Here is a 2,876-nt window from a genome sequence, read left to right as displayed (position 1 = left end):
GCGCCGCCCGCCATGAAGGTGAGCGTCCCGGCCTTGGCGCCGCCCGTGCCGCCGGAGACCGGCGCATCGACCGAGGGGCAGCCGCGCGCCTCGGCGAGCGCGTGGGCGCGGCGCGCGCTCTCGACATCGACGGTGGACGAATCGATCAGCAGCGTGCCGGCCGGGAGGGCCTCGCTCAGCTGCGTCCAGACCTCGACCACGTGCCGTCCCGCCGGCAGCATGGTCACCACCGCGTCGGCGCCCTGCGCGGCCTCGAGCGCGGAGCCCGCCACCGCGATGCCGGCCGCGCGGGCGGCCTCGAGCGAGGCCGGGACGAGGTCGAAGCCCCGGACCGTGTGGCCGGCCTTGACGAGGTTGGCCGCCATGGGCCCGCCCATGTTGCCGAGCCCGATGAACCCGATGGTCTGCGCCACGCGCTCCTCCCACATTTCCTAGGCGGAGTGATCTCCGCTTTTCAAACCCGCGCCGCCCTCCCTCGCCCTCTGCGGGGGAGGGTGGCCTCCGTAAGGGAGCCGGTCGGGATGAAGTCCCGCAGAGGGGAGTGAACGCCTCAGGCGGAGGCGGTGCCCTGCAGGAAGGCCACGCCGTTGCCTGAAGCCGGGTTCCCCTCTCTGCGAGACGACCTCCCGACCGATTCCTGCTGACGCAGGGGCCACCCTCCCCCGCAGAGGGGGGAGGGAGCGCGGCGTGCCTACGAAAACACCGGCGCCGCACGGGGCCTGAGCCAGCCGGCGATCCGGGCCGGATCGACCGCCGCGAGCGTCGCCGGGTTCCAGCGCGGGTTCCGGTCCTTGTCGATCACCGCGGCGCGCACGCCCTCGCGAAAGTCGCCCTCCGCCAGCACGGCCAGCGAGGCGTGGAACTCGCGCTCCAGGCAATCCTCCAGGGACGGCGCGGTGCGGCCGCGGCGCAGCAGGCAGAGCGTGAGGACGAGGCTCGCGGGCGACTTTTCGCGCAGCGTGGCGAGCGTTCGCGCCGCGAAGTCCGAGCCGTCCGCGTCAAGGGCCGAGACGATCTCGTCCACCATGTCGAAGGCGAAGCACCGGTCGATCACCGCGCGGTTCTCCGCGAGCGAGCCCGGTCCGGGGTCTCGCGCCAGCGCCCGGATCATCACCGCGACGTCCTCGGCCTCGGCCTCCTCCGGCAATTCCTGGAGTGCCGCGACGAGGCGGGGCAGGGCGTCCACCGGCACCATCGCGTCGGCGAAGCCCGCGAAGATCGCGTCGGCCGCGTCCATCGGCGCGCCGGTGAGGCCCAGATAGGTTCCGGTCTCGCCCGGCGCGCGCGGCAGCAGCCAGGTGGCGCCCACATCCGGCAGGTAGCCGATGCCGGTCTCCGGCATCGCCACGCGGGAGCGCTCGGTGACGACGCGATGGCGCGCGTGGCCCGCCAGGCCGACGCCGCCGCCCATGGTCAGGCCGTCCATCACGGCGACGAACGGCTTCTCGTAGGCCGCTATCCGCGAATCGAGCCGGTACTCGTCCCGCCAGAAGCCTTCCGCGAAGGCCAGATCCCCGTCGTAGAGCGAGCGGATGTCGCCCCCGGCGCAGAGGCCGCGCTCGCCCTCGCCGGTGAGCAGCACCGCCGCGACCGCGGGGTCGGCAAGGAAGCGGTCGAGCGCGGCGTCGATCTCGCCCACCATCGCGTGTGTGAGGGCGTTCAGCGCCCGCGGGCGGTTCAGGCGGATGCGTCCGAGGCGGCCGGCGGTCTCGACGAGGACGTCGCCCATCAGCGGCTCCCGGTGAGCTGGCGCGCGACGATCATCCGCATGATCTCGTTCGTGCCCTCCAGGATCTGGTGCACCCGCAGGTCCCGGACGATCTTCTCGATGCCGTACTCGGCGAGGTAGCCGTAGCCCCCGTGCAGTTGGAGCGCCTCGTTGGCGACCCGGAAGGCGGCGTCGGTGACGTGGCGCTTGGCCATGGCGCAGAGCGAGGTCGCCTCCGGCGCGCCCGCGTCGAGCGCGGCGGCCGCGTGGCGCAGGAAGGCGCGGGAGACCTCCAGATCGGTCGCCATGTCGGCGACGCGGAACTGTAGGGCCTGCATGTCGGCGAGCCGGGTGCCGAAGGCGCGCCGGTCCGCCATGTAGGCGAGCGTGCGGTCGAGGGCGCCCTGCGCCCCGCCGAGTGCGCAGGCGGCGATGTTGAGCCGGCCGCCGTCGAGGCCCGCGAGCGCGATCTTGAAGCCCTGGCCCTCGGCGCCGACGCGGTTCTCCACCGGCACCCGCACGCCGTCGAGGCGCACCGCCCGGGTCGGCTGGGCGTTCCAGCCCATCTTGCGCTCGTTCGCCCCGAAGGAGAGGCCGGGCGCGTCCCGCTCGACCAGGATCGCCGAGATGCCGTTCGGGCCTGGGCCCCCGGTGCGGGCCATGACGAGATAGAGGTCGCTCGCCCCGGCGCCGGAGATGAACTGCTTCTCGCCGGTGAGGACGTAGTGGTCGCCGTCCCGCTCGGCGCGGGTGCGCAAGGCCGCCGCGTCCGATCCCGAGCCGGCCTCGGTCAGGCAGTAGCTCGCGATCCGCTCCATCGTGGCGAGGCCGGGGAGCCAGGCGGTCCGCTGCGCGGCGCTGCCGAAGCGGTCGATGATCACCGCCGTGAGGTTGTGGATCGACAGGAAGGCCGCGACCGTCGGGCAGGCCGCGCCGAGCGCCTCGAAGATGATTGCGGCGTCGGCGCGGGCGAGGCCCGAGCCCCCGACATCCTCCCGCACGGTGATCGCCGCCATGCCGAGCGTGGCGGCCGCCCGCAGGGTCTCGACGGGAAAATGCTTGCGCTCGTCCCAGTCGAGGGCGTGCGGGGCGATGTGCTCGGCCGCGAAGCCGGCGGCCATCTCGCGGATCGCGACTTGGTCTTCGGTGAGGCCGAACGTCATCGGGT

At 73.6% G+C, this 2,876-nt stretch carries 3 protein-coding genes; all 3 read right to left on the bottom strand.

Annotation, left to right across the window (positions count from 1 at the left end; translation table 11 throughout):
- On the bottom strand, positions 1 to 413 hold a 413-nt coding region (locus AX737_RS00790; protein WP_197430403.1), incomplete at its 3' end, for an NAD(P)-binding domain-containing protein.
- 278 nt (positions 414 to 691) lie between these two features.
- Positions 692 to 1,729, bottom strand: coding sequence for an enoyl-CoA hydratase/isomerase family protein (locus AX737_RS00785; RefSeq protein ID WP_066918220.1), 1,038 nt, complete (start codon positions 1,727 to 1,729; stop codon positions 692 to 694).
- Positions 1,729 to 2,871: an acyl-CoA dehydrogenase family protein gene (locus tag AX737_RS00780; protein ID WP_066918222.1), complete on the bottom strand. Its 1,143-nt coding sequence runs from the start codon at positions 2,869 to 2,871 to the stop codon at positions 1,729 to 1,731. The genes AX737_RS00785 and AX737_RS00780 overlap by 1 nt, the downstream gene beginning before the upstream one ends.
- Positions 2,872 to 2,876 lie beyond the last annotated feature (5 nt).

The organism is Methylobacterium sp. CCH5-D2, assembly GCF_001556475.1.
Lineage (GTDB): Bacteria > Pseudomonadota > Alphaproteobacteria > Rhizobiales > Beijerinckiaceae > Methylobacterium > Methylobacterium hispanicum.
This window is presented reverse-complemented; position numbering and strand designations above follow the sequence as displayed.